Genomic DNA, 22,257 nt, shown 5'->3' on the forward strand with positions numbered 1-22,257 from the left:
GCGCTACTGCACCGGATATCGATTCCTGGACTGCTCAATTGCTGAAATGTAGGAGCTGCCGAAGGCTGGGATCTTTTGATCTTTTTTTAAGGCCAAGATCAAAAGATCGCAGCCTTCGGCAGCTCCTACATTCCCCTACAGGCCATCAATCAATCAGGCCAACCTCAAACTATCCGGTGCAGTTTGAAAAAAAGGTCGCGCAGTGTAACGGCAAAAAACCCGATTGCTAAGTGCCAATCGGCGCCAATTCATGTGTTCTTTGCGACGTCGCTTTGCTGCGCGTTCAGATAGCGCTTCAACGCGGCCAAAGAGTCCGGGCAATAGGGCTTTTGTTGGATTTCCTGCATGACCTGCTCGACCGGGATGAACCGCGCTTCCAGCACCTCTTCCGGCTGCAGTTTGAGCGGCCCGTCCCACACAGCGGAAAACGCCGAACACCACAAACGGTTGCCGGTATCTTCAAAGAAGAAATGGTCGTGCGCAGTGAGTTCCACGCCACTGACCCCCAACTCTTCTTCCAGCTCCCGGGTAGCGGATTCGGCGTAGGTTTCGTCGGCCTGCACCATACCGCCTGCCGCGACGTCCCAGTAACCGGGATAAATCGCCTTGCTCAACGTGCGCCGATGCACGCAAAGCTCACCCGCAGAATTGAACAGCATGATGTAGGTGCCGCGTCCGATCAGCCCGCGCTCGCGCAGATCGGCACGCACCAAGGCGCCGAGCAGGTTGTCCTGTTCGTCGACCCAGGCGATCTGTTCAGCATCGGAGGCGGCGCGATGGGCCGCCTCTTTGGCGTTCTGACTCATGAATCAGCCCTGATTGAGCAGTTGACGCAAATCGATCACAGCAGCGTTGGCCCGGGAAATATAGTTGGCCATGACCAGCGAGTGGTTGGCCAACACGCCGAAGCCGCTGCCGTTAAGAATCATCGGACTCCAGACCGGTTCCTGCGAGGCTTCCAGTTCGCGGATGATCTGACGCACGCTGACCGTGGCGTTCTTCTTCGCCAGTACATCGGCGAAGTCGACTTCGATGGCGCGCAGCAGATGCGAGAGCGCCCAGGCCTGACCGCGTGCTTCGTAGAAGACGTTGTCGATCTGCATCCACGGAGTCTCGACGACTTCTTCGTCAACCTGCGGCACTTCGCCGATGGCCGGTACTTCGGTTTTCAGTGCGGTGTTGAGTTTGACCCGGCCAACACTGGCCGACAAACGTTGCGACAGCGAACCGAGACGGGTGCCCACATCGCCCAGCCAGTTGTTCAGGTTGTCGGCGCGGGCATAGAACAGCGCGTTCTTTTGAGTAGGGTCGGACAGGCGTGCCTGATAACGGCTCAGGGAGTTGATGCCTTCCTGGTACTCCGACTCACTCGACGGCAGGATCCAGCTCTTGTTGTCGAAGTTGAAACGCGGTTCGGCTTTGGCCAGATCGGCATCTTCCGCCGACTGCGACTGCGAACGGGCGAAGTCTTTGCGCAAGGCGCGGGTCAGGTCACGCACCTGCACCAGCACGCCGTATTCCCAGCTCGGCGTGTTGTCCATCCACAGGCCTGGCGGGAAGCGGTCGTTGGAAATGTAGCCGCCCGGTTTGTTGAGCAAGGTGCCGGCAACGGTCTTCAGGGTTTCGACCGTGGTGTAGCCGATGACCATCTGCTTGCCTTCTTTCTCGGCAGCCACTTGCGCGTTTTGTGCGACCGGAAACAGCGCCGGCTCTTGGCTCCAGTACCAGCCAAGGCCGATGGTCACCAGCAGATAGAGGCCGATCAGCGTGGCCAAAGCGCGGCTGAACAGCACCCCACCGACATAGCTGCGGGTGGCCGACTTGGGCTCGGCGGCACGTTCAGGCGCGCTGCCCGCGCGGTTTTTCCAGTCCAGCATGGCGATATCCTTTCAATCACTTGGGTTCAACGGTTCGACCACAACCATACAACAACGTGCCAAGGCCGGGCACCCGGTATTGGGAGGCTGAGGGAAAACAAGTGGCTGCTGCCCGAGAGCGAAAGGATAGACGCGCGATTCAGACGTTGAAAATTTTCAGGGAAATCTGCCGGACATCTTCCGGGGTAAATAGATGTGCAATGCCCGCTGCGTCAGTCTTGCGCTGGCTGGGGACGCCGTCGACCGTTGCGGTGTACGCCTGCTGTGGCAGCGGCTCGCCGGTCATGCTGTCGACCAGACGGTAGATCCGCGGAGTTCGGGTGGGTTGCGCCGGGGGATTATTCATCAGCTCCAGCACCGCCTGATCGAAGACCGACGCTGCGACAGGCCATTGGCCGAATTCGGCTCGCGATCTGAGCAGCAGCCAGTCGCCACGCTCGACTTCGCCCAGCACTTCGCTGTCCAGATTGATCATCAAGCCCGATCGCAACTCATCCAGCCCGTCGAGGGGGCAGCGCTCCAGCAGAGCCTGACAGACGCGCTCCAACGCCTGATCCTGCGGATAGACATGCTGACGATCGGCCTCGCTCAGGTCCGCGTGATAAACCAGCCTCATCCCTGGCCCTCGCCTTGCCATTCGTCGGAACCCATCGTCCGGCTGACTTCGTGGCGCCAATAGATACGCCGATAGCGGAAATGGATTTTCTCCAATTGCGTGAGATGAGCAGTGTCGGGGTCCTGGCAGTGCGGCATCAGTATTTCAGCACCAACGATCACCGCGTCTTCCAGTTCCATCGTGTAGAAGTGTTCCTGAACACCTTGAGCCGAGGTACGAAACCACTCCACCCGGCATTGGCTCAGCAGCTCGCCGGAACACAGCGCGGTATTGATCAGCGGTGAGGCCTTGTCGATGGTCTTGGTGACGATCAGCGGCTTATGCATCCGCCGCCCCGCCCCGGCGTTCTTCGGCACAAAAATCCCGTGGCTCAAGGCCTGAATCATGATCTTGTCCTCACGCCCGCTCTGGTAGCTGTTGCCCACTGACGCCTCGGTAAAAGCGCCGGCACTGATCAGGCCCTGTCGGCTGCCGTGGAGGGTCATGAAGGCAGGGATGGGCATGGGGTGGCTCCTTTTTTGGGTTGGGGTGGGGGGGAATGGTGAGGTTCGAAGCGACGTTCGTCTTCTTCAAACAGCCGCCACGCTTCACCGATATCAAGAGTGATGAGATAGCGCTCCTGGTCGAGATGCCGGGAGTCTCTGAATCGCGCCAATATCAGCATCACTTGATACTTGTCACCGGCCTGCCAATAGGCATGTCCTTGGAGCACCCCTGGTCTGAGATAGGCCCGCCACTCGGGCGTATCAGCAATGGTGGGATAGCGCCGGGTTCCCACCGGCCTCCAGCCTTTTGCGCACCATTGGGCCTGCAGGTCGAGAACAACTTTCATGGCATCATCGATCAGCAACGGCTCTATTTGTGGGGACATGCGGATGTCATCGACCACGTTGTCGTTGAAACCTACCGACAAAAACCGCGCAAGAGGCGTCTCGAAACCGTACTGCGAATCGACCAAGCGCAAACGCGCATCCGTCTTCGGAATGCCGCCCCAGACGTGACCCCGGATTAGTGGACTAAAAGGGGCCGTTGAGTGTTCGCTCATATTTTCATAAGTTCCTCCCAGCTCCAGAGCGATCACGGGGTCATCCCATAATGGTTGCGTCAACCGGTGCGCGACGGCCAATGCCAAAACGGCACAAGGCACCAGCCACGCCCAACATCGCCGTTTGGACAAAGCGATACGCCAGGTCATCAAGTGCCCTCCATGGCGGCGATTTCACTTATGGACTGCGCCAATGAATCTCTATTCTCGTCATTGAGCATGTGGTCAAAACGAGCTGCCGCCCGGAGCACGAACTCCATTCGCTGATCAATGTCGGACAAATCTGCGAGTGGATAACGACTAAAACTGATCGTCCGTCCGCCATCGGCCCGCTGGCATTGACTGGTCATCGTCAACTCTATGGCCTGCGCAACGCCGGAAGGAAAACCAGTAACGAAAGAAAGATGGTTGCCACGTAACAGGGTTACCAGATGGCGATTTTCGTAAATGGTCGGCTGAAGAATGTTTCGCTGCTCATGTCTCGCCAAATGTTCCACACTTTGGGCAATATTCCCTGCGTCTATAGCCTCAAAAGCTTTTCTAATTTCTTCAAAATCTTTCCCAAACCCAAGCGTTTCCTGCCCCACCGGCCAAAGCACAGGAAACTTCGCGTGCCCATAAATCTGTTTTCTCGTTTCCAAACACCTCTTCAACTCCCCCAACCCACGCACCGCATAAAACTGATGCAAAGGATAAACATCCAGAAACAGCGTGGTATTACCCATCGCCATCATCTCGTAGACATGCTGGAACTGTTGCTGCACCAATGACAGCTCTTCGCCGCTGGCGCGAAAATCCACGGACGGCACGGGATTACGCGCCTGCGCCTTTTCGTATTCCCGCAAGTCTTCGGCCTGCTCGGGCATTTTTCCCGGTGTCAGCAATCCGGACTCACGTCGCCCTTCGCGCATTCGCTGGCGCGCTTCGTGCTCTTCGCGGATACGTTCGATGCTTTCAGCGGCATGGAGCAATCCACAGCCCACCTGCTTGGAAGCGAACGCCGCCAAACCGGCCCACTGAAAACGTTTGTCGTGTTGCCAGAGTCGGGCATAAGCAGCGTTGATCGCCCGGTTGCGTTTGACCGGGTCGGCTATAAAGACGCCCTCGGGCGCAACGATTTCCTCGGCCTGGCGCTGATACTCGCGCCACAGGCACTGGCAGGTGAGCACCGGTACCTCGGTCACGCGCACTTTCTCGCCATACAGCAACTCTTCACTGCATTCACAATCGGCTACGGGCACGGTGCTGTGGTTAAGGCGTTGTTCATCGCTGGCATGCTCGTTGAAACACTGGCTCATGTCGGGCGCAAAGCCTATAGGGGAATCCCTGAACCCTACCAAGCAAAACCCGCTGTGAAACCGCCTCGACGAAAAATCAGAAAGCCCTGTCAGACGATGTCTCTCAATGACTGCGAAGCTTCCTCTCAAATGACAGGAAACATCCCAAAGCCCCCGAAGGCCGGGGACTTCACCGACGAACAGGTCAAAAACAAAACCAATCGGTCAGAAACTGAATTGTGTCGCACTGCAGATTATTGACGTACGACACTCGTCTAAGGGAAAAGAGGTGCTAGCATAGAGCCACCAGTCGATCTCAGCAGCCTAACTAGTAGTCAGGATATGACCGAGCCAGAAGACCCCAGCCGTGAGCGTCTCAAGCACCACTTTGCCCAGCGGGTAATTCATCAGGCACGTCAGATTCTTGAGATATGGCAGCGCCTGCAACGCAGTGAATGGTCCACCGTCGACCTCGCCGAACTGAGCGAGGCCAACCTGCGCCTGCTGCGTTTTGCCGAGCGTTTCGAACAGCCCGAACACACCCAGCTCGCGCATCACATCAGCCAATCGCTGGAAGCGGTGGACGCCAATCGCGGCCGTCTCAGCAGCGGCCTGATCACCGACCTCAATCGCTTGATGCAGCGTTTGTCGCGCACCGGCCTGCGGCATGGCGATCAACTCGACCAGACTTTCCTGCCACCGCTGCGCAAACCGATCTACGTGATGTTGCAAGATCATGACCGTGCCGAACGGCTGGCCAAGCAACTGGAGTTCTTCGGCCTCACCGCGCAGGCTCTCGACAGTGTCGCGGCGTTTCGCTCATCGATGGTCGAGCGCTTGCCCGCCGCGATTGTCATGGACGTGGATTTCAGCGGTGCCGGCATCGGCCTGAAACTCGCCGCCGAAGCCCAGGTCGGTCTGGATGAACCGCTGCCATTGCTGTTCTTCAGCCTGCACGAAACCGACACCCCGACCCGTCTCGCCGCCGTGCGCGCCGGTGGCCAGGAGTTCCTCACCGGCACCCTCGAAGCGTCGAGCCTGCTGGAAAAGATCGAAGTCCTCACCTGCGTCGCCCAGTACGAACCTTATAAAGTGTTGATCATCGACGACTCGCGTGCGCAGGCCTTGCACACCGAGCGCCTGCTCAACAGCGCCGGCATCGTCACCCGCACCTTGATCGAACCGATTCAGGCGATGGCCGAACTGGCGGATTTCCAGCCCGACCTGATCATCCTCGACATGTACATGCCAGCCTGCACCGGCACTGAACTGGCCAAGGTGATTCGTCACAACGACCGATATGTCAGCGTGCCGATCATCTACCTGTCGGCCGAGGACGATCTGGACAAGCAGCTCGATGCGATGAGCGAAGGCGGCGACGACTTCCTGACCAAACCGATCAAGCCGCGTCATCTGATCACTACCGTGCGCAACCGCGCCGCCCGCGCGCGCAATCTGAAAGCACGGATGGTCCGCGACAGCCTCACCGGCCTGTACAACCACACGCACATTCTGCAATTGCTCGAAGACTGCTCGTTCCGCGCCCGCCGCGAGAGCAAGCCGTTGAGCTTTGCGATGCTCGACATCGACCACTTCAAACGGGTTAATGACAGCCATGGTCACCCGATGGGCGATCGCGTGATCAAGAGCCTCGCACTGTTTCTCAAGCAGCGTTTGCGCAAGACCGACTTCATCGGCCGCTATGGCGGTGAAGAGTTCGCTATCGTCATGCCCGACACCGATATAGAAGCTGCGCACAAAGTGCTCGACGAGATCCGCCAGCGTTTCGCCGAGATTCATTACCCGGCGCAGCCGCAGGACTTGTGGTGCACCTTCAGCGCCGGCGTGGTGGAAATGCACGACGACTGCGACAGCCTGATGATGGCCAGTCAGGCCGATGAGGCGCTGTACCGCGCCAAGGGGGCCGGGCGCAATCGCGTGCAAGCTGCGCGGGAATCAAAGCAAAGTGCCACTTTTTCATCGGATTCCACCGATTCGGTCATAACCCTGTAACAGAACCGCAATAAATTCAGGCGCTTACCATTTCTGCCGTTGGTAGCCGTCATGCGCCTGAAGTTGCTCACCAATCTCAATACGCTGCTGCTGGTCGCCGTGTGCCTCGCACTCGGCGCCACGCTGTGGTGGTCGCAAAAAGCCCTCGAACGCCCGTACCTGTTGATGGAACGCTATCTGGGGTTGTCGCAGCAATTTCAGAACGAGGTCGCACGCAACGTCGAGGATTACCTCGCCAGCGGCGACGCCTTGCGCCTGAGTAGCGCCAGTCAGGCCATCGACGGCTTGCGCAAAGAACTCGGCGAACTGCCGCCGGCGCTGGCCGACACCCTGCGCCCGAGCCTGACGAGCCTGGATGAATTCAGCAAAACCGACTTGCTCGCGGCCGGCAAACTGGCCGGTGATCCGCAGGCCTTGCTGTTGCAGGCCGAGCGGGAATTGAGCGCAAGTCTTGATCAGCTCAGCACTTATGCCAACGGTAACGCGGTTTATCTGGCGCCGCTGCTCGCCGCATCGCAGCATTTGGGCAAACTGTCGCTGGCACGGGACAAATTGGTCAGCAGCGGGCGCAGCGAACTGGCGGCCGACGTTGAGCGCGAGGTCACCCACATCCGCTCGCAGGCTCAAGCGATTGATGCCCTGCCCCTGCTCGGCGTCGTGACCAAAAGCGAATCGGGCAGCGACGATTTCGCGGCGATGATGGGCATCGAGAACACCGAAAAAGCCGTTGCTGAAGACGCCGGCGTCGGCCTCAAGCGTGAACTCAACAGCTTGCTCGGACGTTATCCGGCGGAGCTTGAGCGCACCCGCGATCAGATTCAGAAACGCACTGACCTCAGCGCCGCCACCCACCAGAAAATCGCCGCGGTGCAGCAAGCTATTGCTGGACTGGAGCCGGTGGTTCGCGCCCAACACGGGCAAATTCAAGGCGAAGTGCGCTTGATGCAAGGTGTGATGATCGGCTTGATTCTGCTGATTGCGTTGCTGATCGACACCTTGCAGCGGCGGCTGGCCCGTACGCTGACCAATCTCGCTCCGGCACTGTCGACCTGGGCCGAAGGCGATTTCAGCCGCGATATTCACTTGGGCAAGACCAACCGCGAACTGCACGACATTGAAGCCTCGCTCAACCGCTTGCGCGCCTATCTGGTGGATCTGGTCGGGACGATTCGTGGCAACGCCGAACAAGTCGCGGGCAGCAGCCGCACCCTTGCCGAACTGAGTAATGACCTGCACAGCGGTGCCGAGCACCAGGCCGGTGACACCGCGTTGATCCGCGATTCCCTCGGCGAACTCGAAGCGACAATCCAACAGGTTGCCGGCGATGCGCAGCAGGCGGCGGATGCCAGCCGTCATGCCGGACTGGCCGTCGAGCATGGCCAGACCGTTATTGGCCAAAGCCTGACTGGCCTGCACGCGCTGGTTGGTGAGGTTCAGGGCAACGCGCAAATGATCGAGCATCTGGCCGAGGAGTCAGCGACCATCGGCGGCGTGCTGACGGTGATTCGCTCGATTGCCGACCAGACCAATCTGCTGGCACTCAACGCGGCGATTGAAGCGGCGCGTGCCGGGGAAATGGGTCGTGGTTTTGCCGTGGTGGCCGAGGAAGTGCGCTCACTGGCACAACGCACCGCTGGCGCGACCGCCGAGATTCAGGCGCTGATTGCCGGCCTGCAAACCGCCGCCCGGCAATCGGTGGAAGGCATGCGTGCGCAGGTCGAGCACGCCGAAGCCACGGCCAATCAGGCGCAAGCGGCGGACGGTGCGCTGGATAAAATCGTCGGGGCGATCCAGACCATTTCCGACACGGCGGTGCGCATTGCCGACGTGACGGCGCAGCAGAGTAGCGCGGTCAGCGAGATCCGTGATCACAGCGAGCGGATTCATCAGTTGGGTGGGGATAACTTGCTGCGGATCGGTCGAGGGCGCGAACAAGGCGAGAACTTGCTGGTACTCGGCGGCCAACTGCATACAGCCGTACAAGCCTTCCGCGTCTGACGAAAATCCCTGTAGGAGCTGCCAAAGGCTGCGATCTTTTAATCTTGCTTATAAAAATCAAAAGATCGCAGCCTTCGGCAGCTCCTACAGGGATTGCCGCAAATGACCGGATTCAGAAACTCGGTCACATATTTTGCGCAAACATCGCCCATCGTGCTGGCTATTGCATAGAACTGGACAGTCACAAAGTCTTTGCGGCATAGTCGCCGGGTTCTGACGAATGCTCATTGATAACAAGGACTACGCAGATGGCAACCCTCCTGGTGCTGCACGGCCCCAACCTGAACCTGCTCGGCACCCGCGAACCCGGCACCTACGGTTCAACGACCCTGGCGCAGATCAATCAGGATCTGGAGCGCCGCGCCCGTGAAGCCGGCCATCATCTGCTGTATCTGCAAAGCAATGCCGAGTACGAATTGATCGATCGCATCCACGCTGCGCGCGGCGAAGGTGTCGATTTCATCCTGATCAATCCAGCGGCTTTTACACACACAAGTGTCGCATTACGTGACGCGTTGCTGGGAGTGAGCATCCCATTCATCGAAGTGCATTTGTCCAACGTGCACAAACGCGAACCTTTCCGCCATCACTCTTACTTCTCCGACGTAGCGGTGGGAGTGATCTGCGGCCTTGGCGCCAGCGGTTACCGACTGGCCCTGGAGGCTGCACTAGAACAGCTTGAAACACCGGCAACGACTTGAACTACAAGCGTTAAGCGCCCCTGACCGACCCTTGGGAGTTGATGATTCATGGATATCCGTAAAGTTAAGAAATTGATCGAATTGCTGGAAGAGTCCGGCATCGACGAGCTCGAGATCAAGGAAGGCGAAGAGTCCGTACGCATCAGCCGTCACAGCAAGACCCCGGCTCAGCAGTACTACGCGCCGGCTCCGATGCAAGCACCGGCCGCTGCGCCTGTTGCTGCTCCGGTTGCTGCTGCAGCCCCTGCTGCCGCTGCTGCTCCAGCGCTGAACGGCACTGTTGCCCGTTCGCCGATGGTCGGCACGTTCTACCGTAAATCTTCGCCAACCTCGCCGTCCTTCGTTGAAGTCGGCCAGACCGTGAAGAAAGGCGACACTCTGTGCATCGTCGAAGCCATGAAGATGATGAACCACATCGAAGCTGAAACCAGCGGTGTGATCGAGTCCATCCTCGTCGAAGACGGCCAGCCGGTTGAGTACGACCAACCGCTGTTCACCATCGTTTGAACTGCGGAGAGCCTTTGATGACTGCGAAGTTGGAAAAAGTTCTGATCGCTAACCGCGGTGAGATCGCCCTGCGGATTCTGCGTGCCTGCAAAGAGATGGGCATCAAGACCGTCGCCGTTTACTCCAAGGCCGACAAAGAGCTGATGCACCTGGGTCTGGCAGACGAATCCGTCTGCATCGGCCCGGCTTCTGCCGCGCACTCTTACCTGCACATCCCGGCAATCATCGCGGCCGCTGAAGTGACCGGCGCTACCGCCATTCACCCAGGCTACGGTTTCCTCGCGGAAAACGCTGATTTCGCCGAGCAGGTCGAGAACTCCGGCTTCGCTTTCATCGGCCCGAAAGCCGACACCATTCGCCTGATGGGCGACAAGGTATCGGCCAAGCACGCGATGATCGAAGCGGGCGTACCGACCGTTCCAGGTTCTGACGGCCCGTTGCCGGAAGACGAAGAAACGGCACTGCGCATCGGTCGTGAAGTCGGCTACCCGGTGATCATCAAAGCCGCTGGCGGCGGTGGTGGTCGCGGCATGCGCGTGGTGCACAAGGAAGAAGACCTGATCGCCTTCGCCAAACTGACCCGCACCGAAGCTGGCGCGGCGTTCGGCAACCCGATGGTCTATCTGGAAAAATTCCTGACCAATCCACGTCACGTGGAAGTTCAGGTTCTTTCTGACGGCCAGGGTCACGCGATCCATCTGGGCGACCGCGATTGCTCGCTGCAACGTCGTCACCAGAAGGTTCTCGAAGAAGCGCCGGCACCGGGCATCGACGAGAAGGCTCGCGAAGAAGTGCTGGCGCGCTGCGTCAAGGCGTGCATCGACATCGGTTACCGTGGCGCGGGCACTTTCGAGTTCCTCTACGAGAACGGTCGTTTCTACTTCATCGAAATGAACACGCGTGTTCAGGTAGAGCACCCGGTTTCGGAAATGGTTACCGGTATCGACATCGTCAAGGAGATGCTCAGCATCGCCGCTGGCAACAAGCTGTCGTTCACCCAGGACGACGTGGTAATCCGCGGTCACTCGCTGGAATGCCGGATCAACGCTGAAGACCCGAAAACCTTCATGCCGAGCCCGGGCACGGTCAAGCATTTCCACGCTCCAGGCGGCAACGGCGTTCGCGTCGATTCGCACCTGTACAGCGGTTATGCCGTTCCGCCGAACTACGACTCGCTGATCGGCAAGCTGATCACTTACGGCGCGACCCGCGACGAAGCCATGGCACGCATGCGCAATGCCCTGGACGAAATCGTGGTTGACGGGATCAAGACCAACATCCCGCTGCACCGTGATCTGGTTCGTGACGAAGGCTTCTGCAAAGGGGGCGTGAACATTCACTACCTCGAGCACAAGCTGGCTGCCGAGAAGCACTAAGCTTCAGCCCGCACCAGACAAAGCCGCCTTCGGGCGGCTTTGTTGTTTCTGGAGTAGAGAAGATCAAAAGATCGCAGCCTTCGGCAGCTCCTACAGGGGATCGCGTTTCAGCGTAGGAGCTGCCGAAGGCTGCGATCTTTTGATCTTCAACCATGTTCGTGTTCTGCCGCTCGCTCGCGTAAACTTGCGCGCTTCTCGCCGGCCGCTAGGCTGCAATCAATATTTTTCAAAGGTGCCCGCCATGCCTTGGCTGCAAGTACGTCTCGCCATCAGCCCGGAACAAGCCGAAACCTACGAAGACGCTTTCCTTGAAGTCGGCGCTGTGTCGGTGACCTTCATGGACGCCGAAGATCAGCCGATCTTCGAACCGGAACTCAATACCACCCCGCTGTGGGCGCACACGCATCTGTTGGCGCTGTTCGAAGGCGGCACGGAACCGGCACCGGTTCTGGCCCATCTGGAACTGCTGACCGGCAGCCCGCTGCCCGAGCATCACAGCGAGGTCATCGAAGACCAGGATTGGGAACGTAGCTGGATGGACGGTTTCCAGCCGATGCGTTTCGGCCAGCGTCTGTGGATCGTGCCGAGCTGGCACGCCGCGCCTGAGCCGGACGCGGTCAATCTGCTGCTGGACCCGGGCCTCGCGTTCGGCACCGGCACTCACCCGACTACCGCGCTGTGCCTGGAATGGCTCGACGGCCAGGACCTGAAAGACTGCAACGTGCTCGATTTTGGCTGCGGCTCGGGGATTCTGGCCATCGCCGCCCTGCTGCTCGGCGCGAAAGAAGCAGTCGGCACCGACATCGACGTGCAGGCGCTGGAAGCGTCGCGCGACAACGCCGGGCGCAACAACATTGCCGAAGAGCTGTTCCCGCTGTACCTGCCGGAAGATCTGCCACAGGTTCAAGCCGACGTGCTGGTCGCCAACATTCTGGCTGGCCCGCTGGTTTCGCTCGCGCCGCAACTGTCCAGCCTGGTGAAATCCGGTGGCCGTCTGGCGCTGTCGGGCATCCTGGCCGAGCAAGGCGATGAAGTTGCCGCCGCTTACGCTCAGGACTTTGATCTCGACCCGATCGCCAATCGCGATGGCTGGGTGCGCATCACCGGCCGTCGGCGCTAGAATGACCGCCTGCATAATCCGGATCGCCGCATGACCGACAGTTTCGTCACCCAGTGCCCGCATTGCCAAACCAGTTTCCGTGTCAGCCATGCTCAATTGAGCGTGGCCCGCGGGGTGGTTCGCTGCGGCTCCTGCCTGCAAGTGTTCAACGCGGCCAAACAGCTGCTGGAACAACACGCCGGCAAGGATGCGGTGACTCCTGTCGCGCCGCCCATTGCCGAACCGCCAGCGATTACGCAGCCAGCGCCGACCATCGAACTGCCCTCCAGCGTCGAACCACCAGCACCGCGCGCCATTAGCCAAAAGCAGTGGAGCGCGTCCGAGCTGGATCTCGACAGCCTCGATCTGGATGAAGAACTCGCTCGCCTCGAACAGCGCGAAATCCAGCCAATCACCGAATTCGGTCGTCAACGGGAAGACTCCCTGAGCGCTCGTCGCGACAGCCCTGAGCCGGATGAAACACTCTGGCGCGACACCTTGTTCAGCGAACGTTCCGATGAGCACACTGCCGAGCCCGAAGAAGACGAGCCAGAAACCGTCGACATCGAGCCGGTCAAAACAGCACGCACCGAGCCTTCGTTGTCGCTGGAACCGGTAGACCTGGACGACGAGCCGGCCATTCCGCAATTGCGCCTGCACGATCCGATTGACCCAAAGGCCCGTCGCGAACGCTTCACTGCCAGTGACGAAAGCGATGACGACGACCTGCCAGTGATCGAACCGCTGCGCAAAAAACGCGAGCGTGGCGAACCTGGCGTGCGCGCCGAAGTCCTCCAGGACCTGACCGACGACCCGCTGCAACTCGACTGGCAGAAACGCCGCTCGCCGTGGGGCCGACGCCTGCTGTGGCTATTGTTGGTGCTGCTGGCAGCCGGCGGTCTCGTCGCCCAATACGTTTCTTACCATTTCGATGAACTGGCGCGACAGGATCAATACCGTCCCTGGTTCCAGCAAATCTGCCCGCAGATCGGCTGCACGGTGCCATCCAAGGTCGATATCGCGCGGATCAAGAGCAGTAATCTGGTGGTACGCAGCCACCCTGAATTCAGCGGCGCCCTGGTGGTCGATGCGATCATCTACAACCGCGCAACGTTCTCCCAGCCCTTTCCGCTGCTTGAACTGCGTTTTGCCGATCTCAATGGTCACCTGATCGCCAGTCGTCGCTTCAAACCCGGCGAGTACCTCAGTGGCGACCTGGAAGGTCTGGCGGAAATGCCGCCACAGACGCCGATCCACATTGCGCTGGATATTCTCGATCCAGGCCCGAAAGCGGTGAATTACAGCCTGAACTTTCACTCCCCCGAGTGAAACGCCTCACCGTTTCTGAATTGACGGCGGTTTTCTGACTTTGCCCTGCGCAACCAAACCGCTGGCAATAACAGAATAACTGTTCAGATTTTGTTCAATTCAGCCTTTATCCAGTCATCGAGAGCGGGTATCATGCCAACCCTTTTTCGAACTCTCATGATCCGGCCCCACTTCAGGGAAGTCCTATGTCGGCGGTACGCATCGGCCCATACACATTGCAGAACGGCTTGATTCTCGCCCCGATGGCGGGGGTCACCGATCAGCCCTTTCGTCAGCTGTGCAAGCGTCTGGGCGCAGGGCTTGTTGTCTCGGAAATGGTCACCAGCGACATGAGTTTGTGGAACACCCGCAAGTCACGCATGCGCATGATCCACGAAGGCGATCCCGAGCCACGTTCGGTACAGATTGCCGGTGGCGATGCGCAGATGCTCGCGGATGCAGCCCGGGCCAACGTCGAACTGGGCGCACAGATTATTGATATCAACATGGGTTGCCCGGCGAAGAAGGTCTGTAACAAGGCCGCCGGCTCCGCGTTGTTGAAAGATGAAGCACTGGTGACCGAGATCCTGCAGGCCGTTGTGGCTGCGGTTGATGTGCCGGTCACCCTGAAGATCCGCACGGGCTGGGATCGCGACAACAAGAACGGCCTGACCGTGGCGAAGATCGCCGAGCAGGCCGGGATCACCGCGTTGGCAGTGCATGGCCGCACTCGCGCCGATCTGTACAAGGGTGAAGCCGAATACGACACGATTGCCGCGATCAAGCAGGCGGTGTCGATCCCGGTGTTTGCCAATGGCGATATCGATTCGCCGGAAAAGGCCCGTTACGTCCTCGACGCAACCGGTGCCGATGGCCTGTTGATAGGCCGCGCTGCCCAAGGGCAGCCATGGATTTTTCGCGAGATCGAACACTTCCTGCGCACCGGCGAGAAATTGCCGGCGCCGGAGTTGGTCGAGGTGGAACACATTCTGCTGGAGCATCTGGCCGCACTTCACGCTTTCTATGGGGACGTGATGGGCGTGCGCATTGCCCGGAAGCATGTGGGCTGGTATCTCGCAACCTTGCCGGGCGCCAGGGAGTTTCGCGCCCACTTCAATCGTTTGGATGGTACGGAAACACAATGCGCCAACGTTCGGGAGTTCTTCGCCGAGCGTTACAAGAGCCTGACAGGGGACGAAGAAGGGGTGGCCGCATGACGATGATGACCGAGACTTTAGTGAGTGGAACAACACCCGTGAGCGACAACGTGAATTTGAAACAGCACCTCAATACCCCGAGCGAAGAAGGCCAGACCCTTCGCGGGAGTGTCGAGAAGGCGCTGCACAATTATTTCGCCCACCTTGAGGGCGCGTCCGTCACGGATGTGTACAACCTGGTGCTCTCCGAAGTCGAGGCGCCCCTGCTCGAAAGCGTGATGAACTACGTCAAGGGCAACCAGACCAAGGCCAGCGAGCTGCTCGGTCTCAACCGAGGCACGCTGCGCAAGAAACTCAAGCAGTACGATCTGCTGTAAGCATTCAATCAAACCAGAAAGGCGCCCGCGTAAAAAACGGTCGCCTTTTTTGCTGACTTCCTTTGCTTTTGATGGAAATTGAGATGACCGACCAGACTACCCGCCTGCCGATCCGCCGCGCCTTGATCAGCGTTTCCGACAAGACCGGGATCCTCGAATTCGCCAAGGAGCTTGAAGCCCTGGGCGTCGAGATCCTCTCCACCGGCGGAACGTTCAAGCTGCTGCGCGACAACGGTGTTGCCGCAGTGGAAGTCGCGGATTACACCGGTTTCGCCGAGATGATGGACGGTCGGGTGAAAACCCTGCACCCGAAAATCCACGGCGGCATCCTCGGTCGTCGCGGTATCGATGACGCGATCATGAACGAACACGGCATCAAGCCGATCGATCTGGTTGCCGTTAACCTGTACCCGTTCGAAGCCACCATCAACAAGCCAGGTTGCGACCTGCCGACCGCCATCGAAAACATCGACATCGGCGGCCCGACCATGGTCCGTTCGGCAGCGAAAAACCATAAAGACGTAGCGATCGTGGTGAATGCCAGCGATTACGCCAGTGTGCTGGAAGGGCTCAAGGCCGGCGGCCTGACCTACGCTCAGCGTTTTGACCTGATGCTCAAGGCCTTCGAACACACCGCTGCCTACGACGGCATGATCGCCAACTACATGGGCACCGTGAATCAGGCCGCTGAAACCCTGAGCACCGAAGGCCGCAGCGAATTCCCGCGCACCTTCAACAGTCAGTTCATCAAGGCGCAGGAAATGCGCTACGGCGAGAACCCGCACCAGAGCGCGGCGTTCTACGTTGAGGCCAAGCCAGCCGAAGTCGGCATCGCCACCGCGACCCAACTGCAAGGCAAAGAGCTGTCGTACAACAACGTGGCCGACACCGACGCCGCGCTGGAGTGCGTGAAGAGCTTCGTCAAACCAGCCTGCGTCATCGTCAAGCACGCCAACCCGTGCGGCGTTGCCGTTAGCCCGGACGCTGAAGGCGGCATTCGTCAGGCCTACGAACTGGCCTACGCCACCGACACCGAGTCGGCGTTCGGCGGGATCATCGCCTTCAACCGTGAACTGGATGCCGAGACCGCCAAAGCGATCGTCGAGCGTCAGTTCGTCGAAGTGATCATCGCGCCAAGCGTCAGCGAAGAAGCTCGCGCGATTGTTGCGGCGAAAGCCAACGTGCGCCTGCTGGCCTGCGGCGAGTGGTCGGCTGACCGCGCTGCTGCCTGGGACTACAAGCGCGTCAACGGTGGCCTGCTGATACAAAGCCGCGACATCGGCATGATCAGCGCCGATGACCTGAAAGTCGTGACCAAGCGCGCCCCGACCGAACAGGAAATCCATGACCTGATCTTCGCCTGGAAAGTCGCCAAGTACGTTAAGTCCAACGCCATCGTCTACGCCAAGAACCGTCAGACCATCGGTGTCGGCGCTGGCCAGATGAGCCGCGTAAACTCGGCGCGTATCGCCGCAATCAAGGCTGAGCATGCCGGCCTGCAAGTTGCCGGTTCGGTGATGGCATCGGACGCGTTCTTCCCGTTCCGCGACGGCCTGGACAATGCGGCCAAGGTCGGTATCACTGCGGTGATCCAGCCGGGCGGCTCGATGCGTGATGCTGAAGTGATTGCAGCAGCTGATGAGGCCGGCATCGCCATGGTCTTTACGGGCATGCGCCACTTCCGTCACTGATTTTTCGCCCCCTGGTTGATCGTACCCACGCTCTGCGTGGGCACGCAGCCCGGGACGCTCCGCGTCCCATGGACGCAGAGCGTCCGTAGAGGCATTCCCACGCAGAGCGTGGGAACGATCAAGGTTTGGTAGCGCCCCACAGAATTTGAGGTTTTTTGAAATGAATGTTTTGATCATTGGCAGCGGTGGCCGTGAACACGCCTTGGCCTGGAAAGTGGCTCAGGATCCGCGCGTGCAGAAGGTTTTTGTCGCACCGGGCAACGCTGGCACCGCCATCGAAGCCAAGTGCGAAAACGTCGCTATCGACGTGCTGGCCCTTGAGCAACTGGCCGACTTCGCCGAGAAAAACGTTTCCCTGACCATCGTCGGCCCGGAAGTGCCTTTGGTGGCGGGCGTCGTTGACCTGTTCCGCTCGCGTGGCCTGGACTGCTTTGGTCCGACCGCCGGCGCTGCACAGCTGGAAGGCTCGAAAGCCTTCACCAAGGACTTCCTCGCACGCCACAAGATCCCGACCGCCGACTACCAGAACTTCACCGAGATCGAGCCGGCCCTGGCTTATCTGCGTGAAAAAGGCGCACCGATCGTGATCAAGGCCGATGGCCTGGCCGCCGGTAAAGGTGTGATCGTCGCCATGACCCTGGCTGAAGCCGAAGACGCCGTACGCGACATGCTCGCCGGCAACGCTTTCGGTGACGCCGGTTCGCGCGTGGTGATCGAAGAGTTCCTCGACGGTGAAGAAGCTTCGTTCATCGTCATGGTCGACGGCAAGAACGTGCTGCCGATGGCCACCAGCCAGGACCACAAACGTGTTGGCGACGGCGACAGCGGCCCGAACACTGGCGGCATGGGTGCCTACTCCCCTGCCCCGGTGGTCACCGCCGACGTGCACAAGCGCGTGATGGATCTGGTGATCTGGCCGACCGTGCGCGGCATGGCCGAAGAAGGCAACGTCTACACCGGTTTCCTCTACGCCGGTCTGATGATCGACAAGGCTGGCAATCCAAAGGTTATCGAATTCAACTGCCGCTTCGGCGATCCGGAAACCCAACCGGTGATGCTGCGTCTGCAATCGAGCCTGGTGCTGCTGGTTGAAGCGGCGCTGGCGCAAGCGCTGGACAAGGTCGAAGCACAGTGGGATCCACGCCCGAGCATCGGCATCGTGCTGGCCGCTGGCGGCTACCCGGGCGACTACGCCAAGGGCGCGGCGATCAACGGTCTGGATGCTGCGGCGAAACTGGAAGGCAAAGTCTTCCATGCCGGCACTGCACTGAAAGATGGCCAGGTTGTAACCGCCGGTGGTCGCGTACTGTGCGCCACCGCAATGGGCGCTTCGGTGGGTGAAGCCCAGCAGCAAGCGTACAAGCTGGCAGCGGCCATCGACTGGGAAGGCTGCTTCTTCCGCAAGGACATTGGCTACCGTGCCATTGCCCGTGAACGTGGCGAAAACCAGGAATAAGCGGTCCTTCAAGTCCGGCGAGGTGAGCCATTCCTCGCCGGGCTGTTCCGCCGCCGCGCATCGTTATATTCTGGCATCAATCTACGAAGGGATTTCGCCGTGCGCTGGCTCAGGATTGCCATAAGCTTCACCGTCACGTTGCTGACCTTGCTCTGCATGCTCCCGGCCCAGGCCGCGCAAGGCAGCGGCTGGTCGGTATTGCTTGACGATCAGGGCAATCTGCAACTGAGCGATATCCGCTCCACTCGCTACACCAATCAATTCAGCCCCATCGACCTTGACCGCCTCACCGCGTCCGAGCCCGAAGGAGCCCTGTGGCTGCGCTTTCGACTGGCGCCGGGCAAGCACGAACAAGTGCTGCGGATCTTCGCTCCCGACCTGTCACACCTCAATCTCTACGTGCTGGACGGCGACAAGCTGATCGAGCAACGCAACACCGGTACTGACCAGCCTCAGGCTGAGCGGCCCCTGCCGAGCAGCGACTTCATGTTGCCGCTGCCGCAGAGCGACAAACCCCTCGATGTCTATCTGCGGATGGTGTCCGACCATCAGTTGCGTCCGCACATCACCCTGCAATCGGCAGTGATGAGCGCGGCCAATCAAAACCAGACACTGATCTTCGGCCTGCTCTTCGGCTGTCTCGGCATGCTGCTGTTGCACAACCTTGTGCGCTACGCCTATTCCCGGTCGCGCAGCAGCTTGTGGCTGGCGGTCTGCGAAGGTCTGCTGGGCTTGAGCCTGTTGCTGCTGCTCAACCTCGCCGGCCCATGGTTGCCGAACTGGCATGCGATCCAGACCCCCGGCGCCTATCTGGCGCTGCTGCTGACCGCGCCGGCCGGGCTGATGTTTGCCTTGCGCTTCTTCGCGCCGCTCGGCCCGCACCCGCTGAACAAACTGCTGCTGGGCGATATCCTGTTCATCGTCACTTGCAGTCTGTTGCTGCTGTTCGTCAACACGCTGCCGCTGAACATCATCACCTATGCATTGGTGGCGCTGGCCGGGCTGAGCATGCTGCTGGTGAGTTTCTATCACTGGCAAAAGGGCTACCGCCCGGCGCGGCTGTTCGTCGCTGCCATGGTGGTGTTCAACATTGGCACGCTGATCATTTTGCCGGCGCTGCTCGGGCTGACACTGGTTGCACCGCAAGGCCTGATCATGACCCTGATGGTGTTCATCTGCATCAGTGGTCTGCTGATGAGCATTGCCTTGGGCGAGCGTCAGCGCAGTATCACCGAGAGCCGTTTCAGCATCAGCCGCGACCTCGCCGCGAGCAATGCCGAGATCAACGCCAAAGCCGAATTCCTCGCCAAGATCAGCCACGAAATCCGCACACCGATGAACGGCGTGCTGGGCATGACCGAACTGCTGCTGGGCACACCGCTGTCGGTCAAGCAACGCGACTATGTGCAAACCATCCACAGTGCCGGCAACGAACTGCTGACACTGATCAACGAGATCCTCGACATCTCCAAGCTCGAGTCCGGGCAAATCGAACTGGATGACGTGCAGTTCGACCTCAACGCCTTGATCGACGATTGCCTGAGCATCTACCGGGCCAAGGCCGAACAACAGAACGTCGAGCTGATCAGTTTCATCCAGCCGCAAGTGCCACGGGTGATCAGCGGTGATCCGACGCGCCTGCGCCAGACACTGCTGAGCCTGTTGGAAAATGCCCTGAAGAAAACCGAAGAAGGCGAAGTGCTGATTGTGGTCGCCCTCGACGAACGCAGCAGCAAACCGCGCCTGCGCATCGCCGTGCAGGACAGCGGCGCACCGATGGAGCAGGAAGAACGCGACGCGCTGATGCACGCCGAACTGCACAGCAAGCACTTCCTCTCGGCCAACCGTCTGGGCGGTAACCTCGGCCTGGTGATCGCCCGCCAACTGATCCGTTTGATGCAGGGCGAATTCGGCATCAAGAGTGGTGCCAGTCAGGGCAGTACCTTGTGGCTGACGCTGCCGCTGGATCCGGATCGCCTCGAGCATCCGACGTCCGATCTCGACAGTCCGCTGCAAGGTGCACGCGTGCTGGTGGTCGATGACAACGATACCTGCCGCAAGGTGCTGGTCCAGCAATGCAGTGCGTGGGGCTTGAACGTCAGCGCCGTGCCATCCGGCAAGGAAGCGCTGGCACTGCTGCGCACCAAGGCACACCTGCGCGATTACTTCGATGTGGTGCTGCTCGATCAGAACATGCCCGGCATGACCGGCATGCAGCTCGCCGCCAAGATCAAGGAAGATCCGAGCCTGAACCACGACATCCTGCTGATCATGCTCACCGGCATCAGCAATGCGCCGAGCAAGATCATCGCGCGCAACTCGGGGATCAAGCGCATCCTCGCCAAACCGGTGGCCGGCTATACGCTCAAGACCACGCTGGCGGATGAACTGAACCAGCGCAACAAGGGCCAGGTGGTGTTCCAGCCACAAGTGGTCACGCCCGCCACGGCGGCCAAGGTACCGAGCGACTTCCGCATTCTCGTCGCCGAGGACAACACGATTTCGACCAAAGTGATTCGCGGCATGCTCGGCAAGCTCAACCTGCAACCCGACACCGCCAGCAACGGCGAAGAAGCGCTACAAGCAATGAAAGCCCAGCGTTACGACCTGGTGTTGATGGACTGCGAAATGCCGATTCTCGATGGTTTCTCGGCGACTCAGCAATTGCGCGCGTGGGAAGTCAGCAATCAGCGCATCCGCACACCGATCGTAGCGTTGACCGCGCACATCCTCGCCGAGCACAAAGAGCGCGCACGCCAGGCGGGCATGGACGGGCACATGGCGAAACCGGTGGAGCTGTCGCAACTGCGCGAGCTGATCGAACACTGGGTGGCCCAGCGCGATCAGCAGAATCGTACCGCCTCGACCTTCTGAACCGGCGTATCGCGACTGCCCGGCGGTGAATCAACGACTGCGGACATCTGCAGGCCGAGCCATCATCCGGCAACGTGCGCCAGGAAATCCTTTAACAGCGCTGCACCAACCCTATCGCCGACAGAACCGTTCGAACGGGCTTCAACGTCACTTCCCACAGCCAATTGACCATGAGGACGAATAAATACCTGCTCGTCGATCCCACACTCTTCAATCGCTTTAACTAACTGGCTGATAGACTCGCTACCATCACTCTCCGGATGCGAGCCGCCCTCATGCTCCACGTGTTATTCAGCGTTTACCTGAAGATGCTGGTGCTCTACAGCCCGTTCTTCGTGTTGTCCTGCTTCATCAGCCTGACCCGTGGTTACTCGCGCAAGGAACAGCGGCGCCTGGCTTGGAAAGTGGCCATCGCCACCCTGGTCTCCAGCGTTCTGCTGTATCTGTTTGGCCGGGTGATTTTCGATGTGTTCGGGATTACCGCAGACGCATTCCGCATCGGTGCCGGTAGCGTATTGTTCATCTCGGCGCTGGGCATGGCCCAAGGCAAGCCTGTGGTGCAAAGTGACAACGTGCAGCAGGACGTGACAATCGTGCCGCTGACCATCCCCTTGACCGTCGGCCCGGGCACCATTGGTGCGCTGCTGGTGATGGGTATCAGCCAACCGCATTGGGACGACAAACTGACCGCGATCATGAGTATCGCCCTGGCCAGTTTCACCGTTGGGGTGGTGCTGTACCTGTCCAATCACATCGAACGGATTCTCGGCGACCAAGGCTTGCAGATCGTCAGTCGGTTGATGGGATTGTTTGTTTGCGCATTGGCGGCGCAGATCATCTTTACCGGGGTGAAGGGCTATCTTGTTTCCTGAAAGCAAGATAGGG

The 22,257-nt window shown here is 59.7% G+C and carries 19 protein-coding genes; 13 read left to right on the top strand and 6 right to left on the bottom strand.

Translation table 11 applies throughout. The features are described 5' to 3' along the window. Window positions 1–248: 248 nt before the first annotated feature. The 6 genes from QOL84_RS16140 to QOL84_RS16165 form a co-directional block, all read right to left on the bottom strand. Window positions 249–806 (bottom strand): NUDIX hydrolase, encoded by a 558-nt coding sequence (locus QOL84_RS16140; protein ID WP_283437848.1) that lies wholly within the window; start codon window positions 804–806, stop codon window positions 249–251. 3 nt (window positions 807–809) lie between these two features. Further along, the gene (locus tag QOL84_RS16145) at window positions 810–1,877 is read right to left on the bottom strand and encodes a DUF2333 family protein (protein WP_064388778.1); all 1,068 of its coding nucleotides are present in this window, start codon (window positions 1,875–1,877) and stop codon (window positions 810–812) included. A gap of 139 nt (window positions 1,878–2,016) precedes the next feature. Beyond that, window positions 2,017–2,493, bottom strand: coding sequence for a hypothetical protein (locus tag QOL84_RS16150; protein WP_283437849.1), 477 nt, complete (start codon window positions 2,491–2,493; stop codon window positions 2,017–2,019). Next, window positions 2,490–2,996 carry an Hcp family type VI secretion system effector gene (locus QOL84_RS16155; protein ID WP_129388540.1) on the bottom strand — a complete coding sequence of 169 codons (507 nt, stop codon included), beginning with the start codon at window positions 2,994–2,996 and terminating at the stop codon, window positions 2,490–2,492. The genes QOL84_RS16150 and QOL84_RS16155 overlap by 4 nt, the downstream gene beginning before the upstream one ends. Next, window positions 2,975–3,688 carry a hypothetical protein gene (locus QOL84_RS16160; protein WP_283437850.1) on the bottom strand — a complete coding sequence of 238 codons (714 nt, stop codon included), beginning with the start codon at window positions 3,686–3,688 and terminating at the stop codon, window positions 2,975–2,977. Before QOL84_RS16160 ends, QOL84_RS16155 begins: the two co-directional genes overlap by 22 nt. Next, window positions 3,688–4,836: a DUF2515 family protein gene (locus tag QOL84_RS16165; RefSeq protein WP_283437851.1), complete on the bottom strand. Its 1,149-nt coding sequence runs from the start codon at window positions 4,834–4,836 to the stop codon at window positions 3,688–3,690. The genes QOL84_RS16160 and QOL84_RS16165 overlap by 1 nt, the downstream gene beginning before the upstream one ends. A gap of 321 nt (window positions 4,837–5,157) precedes the next feature. Between QOL84_RS16165 and gcbA the strand changes: the two genes are divergently transcribed. The 13 genes from gcbA (at window position 5,158) to QOL84_RS16230 (ending at window position 22,244) form a co-directional block, all read left to right on the top strand. Then, the gene (gcbA, locus tag QOL84_RS16170) at window positions 5,158–6,828 is read left to right on the top strand and encodes a diguanylate cyclase GcbA (RefSeq protein ID WP_283437852.1); all 1,671 of its coding nucleotides are present in this window, start codon (window positions 5,158–5,160) and stop codon (window positions 6,826–6,828) included. Between the two features lie 954 nt (window positions 6,829–7,782). Further along, entirely contained in the window at window positions 7,783–8,826 is a 1,044-nt protein-coding gene (locus tag QOL84_RS29540) for a methyl-accepting chemotaxis protein (RefSeq protein WP_430458733.1), read from the top strand. Window positions 8,827–9,074: 248 nt separating this feature from the next. Then, the gene (aroQ, locus tag QOL84_RS16180) at window positions 9,075–9,527 is read left to right on the top strand and encodes a type II 3-dehydroquinate dehydratase (protein WP_008078187.1); all 453 of its coding nucleotides are present in this window, start codon (window positions 9,075–9,077) and stop codon (window positions 9,525–9,527) included. A 48-nt stretch (window positions 9,528–9,575) separates the two neighbouring features. After that, the gene (gene accB / locus QOL84_RS16185; protein WP_242208443.1) at window positions 9,576–10,034 is read left to right on the top strand and encodes an acetyl-CoA carboxylase biotin carboxyl carrier protein; all 459 of its coding nucleotides are present in this window, start codon (window positions 9,576–9,578) and stop codon (window positions 10,032–10,034) included. 17 nt (window positions 10,035–10,051) lie between these two features. Next, on the top strand, window positions 10,052–11,410 hold the full coding sequence (gene accC, locus QOL84_RS16190) for an acetyl-CoA carboxylase biotin carboxylase subunit (RefSeq protein ID WP_129388522.1): 1,359 nt from the start codon (window positions 10,052–10,054) through the stop codon (window positions 11,408–11,410). Window positions 11,411–11,651: 241 nt separating this feature from the next. After that, window positions 11,652–12,530: a 50S ribosomal protein L11 methyltransferase gene (prmA, locus tag QOL84_RS16195; RefSeq protein WP_129388519.1), complete on the top strand. Its 879-nt coding sequence runs from the start codon at window positions 11,652–11,654 to the stop codon at window positions 12,528–12,530. A 30-nt stretch (window positions 12,531–12,560) separates the two neighbouring features. Beyond that, window positions 12,561–13,838, top strand: coding sequence for a DUF3426 domain-containing protein (locus QOL84_RS16200; protein WP_283437854.1), 1,278 nt, complete (start codon window positions 12,561–12,563; stop codon window positions 13,836–13,838). A 185-nt stretch (window positions 13,839–14,023) separates the two neighbouring features. Then, complete coding sequence (gene dusB, locus QOL84_RS16205; protein WP_129388513.1) at window positions 14,024–15,034, top strand: tRNA dihydrouridine synthase DusB; 1,011 nt, start codon at window positions 14,024–14,026, stop codon at window positions 15,032–15,034. Beyond that, window positions 15,031–15,351, top strand: coding sequence for a DNA-binding transcriptional regulator Fis (gene fis / locus QOL84_RS16210; RefSeq protein ID WP_002555375.1), 321 nt, complete (start codon window positions 15,031–15,033; stop codon window positions 15,349–15,351). The genes dusB and fis overlap by 4 nt, the downstream gene beginning before the upstream one ends. 83 nt (window positions 15,352–15,434) lie before the next feature. Further along, entirely contained in the window at window positions 15,435–17,042 is a 1,608-nt protein-coding gene (gene purH / locus QOL84_RS16215; RefSeq protein ID WP_283437855.1) for a bifunctional phosphoribosylaminoimidazolecarboxamide formyltransferase/IMP cyclohydrolase, read from the top strand. 160 nt (window positions 17,043–17,202) lie between these two features. Beyond that, window positions 17,203–18,498: a phosphoribosylamine--glycine ligase gene (gene purD / locus QOL84_RS16220; protein WP_283437856.1), complete on the top strand. Its 1,296-nt coding sequence runs from the start codon at window positions 17,203–17,205 to the stop codon at window positions 18,496–18,498. 99 nt (window positions 18,499–18,597) lie between these two features. Further along, window positions 18,598–21,372, top strand: coding sequence for a hybrid sensor histidine kinase/response regulator (locus tag QOL84_RS16225; protein WP_283437857.1), 2,775 nt, complete (start codon window positions 18,598–18,600; stop codon window positions 21,370–21,372). Between the two features lie 275 nt (window positions 21,373–21,647). After that, window positions 21,648–22,244, top strand: coding sequence for a MarC family protein (locus QOL84_RS16230; protein WP_064388829.1), 597 nt, complete (start codon window positions 21,648–21,650; stop codon window positions 22,242–22,244). The last annotated feature ends 13 nt before the right edge of the window (window positions 22,245–22,257 follow it).

Origin of the sequence: Pseudomonas helmanticensis, assembly GCF_900182985.1 — a bacterium.
GTDB classification, from domain to species: domain Bacteria; phylum Pseudomonadota; class Gammaproteobacteria; order Pseudomonadales; family Pseudomonadaceae; genus Aquipseudomonas; species Aquipseudomonas helmanticensis.

Coding starts and splice junctions, on each gene's coding strand:
- QOL84_RS16140 (WP_283437848.1), bottom strand. CDS start 806: ATGAGTCAGAACGCCAAAGAGGCGGCCCATCGCGCCGCCTCCGATGCT.
- QOL84_RS16145 (WP_064388778.1), bottom strand. CDS start 1,877: ATGCTGGACTGGAAAAACCGCGCGGGCAGCGCGCCTGAACGTGCCGCC.
- QOL84_RS16150 (WP_283437849.1), bottom strand. CDS start 2,493: ATGAGGCTGGTTTATCACGCGGACCTGAGCGAGGCCGATCGTCAGCAT.
- QOL84_RS16155 (WP_129388540.1), bottom strand. CDS start 2,996: ATGCCCATCCCTGCCTTCATGACCCTCCACGGCAGCCGACAGGGCCTG.
- QOL84_RS16160 (WP_283437850.1), bottom strand. CDS start 3,688: ATGACCTGGCGTATCGCTTTGTCCAAACGGCGATGTTGGGCGTGGCTG.
- QOL84_RS16165 (WP_283437851.1), bottom strand. CDS start 4,836: ATGAGCCAGTGTTTCAACGAGCATGCCAGCGATGAACAACGCCTTAAC.
- gcbA (WP_283437852.1), top strand. CDS start 5,158: ATGACCGAGCCAGAAGACCCCAGCCGTGAGCGTCTCAAGCACCACTTT.
- QOL84_RS29540 (WP_430458733.1), top strand. CDS start 7,783: ATGATCGGCTTGATTCTGCTGATTGCGTTGCTGATCGACACCTTGCAG.
- aroQ (WP_008078187.1), top strand. CDS start 9,075: ATGGCAACCCTCCTGGTGCTGCACGGCCCCAACCTGAACCTGCTCGGC.
- accB (WP_242208443.1), top strand. CDS start 9,576: ATGGATATCCGTAAAGTTAAGAAATTGATCGAATTGCTGGAAGAGTCC.
- accC (WP_129388522.1), top strand. CDS start 10,052: ATGACTGCGAAGTTGGAAAAAGTTCTGATCGCTAACCGCGGTGAGATC.
- prmA (WP_129388519.1), top strand. CDS start 11,652: ATGCCTTGGCTGCAAGTACGTCTCGCCATCAGCCCGGAACAAGCCGAA.
- QOL84_RS16200 (WP_283437854.1), top strand. CDS start 12,561: ATGACCGACAGTTTCGTCACCCAGTGCCCGCATTGCCAAACCAGTTTC.
- dusB (WP_129388513.1), top strand. CDS start 14,024: ATGTCGGCGGTACGCATCGGCCCATACACATTGCAGAACGGCTTGATT.
- fis (WP_002555375.1), top strand. CDS start 15,031: ATGACGATGATGACCGAGACTTTAGTGAGTGGAACAACACCCGTGAGC.
- purH (WP_283437855.1), top strand. CDS start 15,435: ATGACCGACCAGACTACCCGCCTGCCGATCCGCCGCGCCTTGATCAGC.
- purD (WP_283437856.1), top strand. CDS start 17,203: ATGAATGTTTTGATCATTGGCAGCGGTGGCCGTGAACACGCCTTGGCC.
- QOL84_RS16230 (WP_064388829.1), top strand. CDS start 21,648: ATGCTCCACGTGTTATTCAGCGTTTACCTGAAGATGCTGGTGCTCTAC.